General features: G+C 63.1%; 1 protein-coding gene. It reads right to left on the reverse strand.

Features of this window, described 5'->3' with window-relative positions:
- Positions 1–218 precede the first annotated feature (218 nt).
- A partial coding sequence (locus tag I6F37_RS39155; protein WP_225154250.1) for a sugar-transfer associated ATP-grasp domain-containing protein occupies positions 219–464 on the reverse strand: 246 nt, incomplete at its 5' end.

Here is a 464-nt window from a genome sequence, read left to right on the forward strand (position 1 = left end):
GGCATCGGCCTGCTCTGGTGCCTGATCGACCGCGAAGGCCAGAGCGCCCACGACCGTTTGAGCGGGACGCAGTTGTTGCAGGAGCGGAAGACATGACGGATGCGCTTTGAACGTAGGTCATGTTGCGCCCGCAGGGCGCTGCTTGACGGATTTTGACCGTAACAGCGTCAAGTAGCCCGCTGGCGCGGGCAACATGACCTAGGTTCAAGAAACCCCGATCACACCGTCGGAAATTCCCGCTTCGAGAACGCCACCCGCGCTGCCGGGTCCGGATCGGGCACCGCGATGTCTTCGACTTTCTTGAGCCGGTGCAGGAGACCGTTGCCGTTGGCGATCTGGATGGCGAGGCCGGGGCGGGCATTGAGTTCGAGGATCAGGGGGCCCAAGAATTTGTCGAGGACGAGATCGACCCCGACGTAGCCGAGTCCACTCATTTCCGACGCGCGGGCGGCGATCAGCAGGAG

This window comes from Bradyrhizobium sp. NBAIM08 (assembly GCF_020193935.1).
GTDB classification, from domain to species: Bacteria; Pseudomonadota; Alphaproteobacteria; order Rhizobiales; family Xanthobacteraceae; genus Bradyrhizobium; species Bradyrhizobium yuanmingense.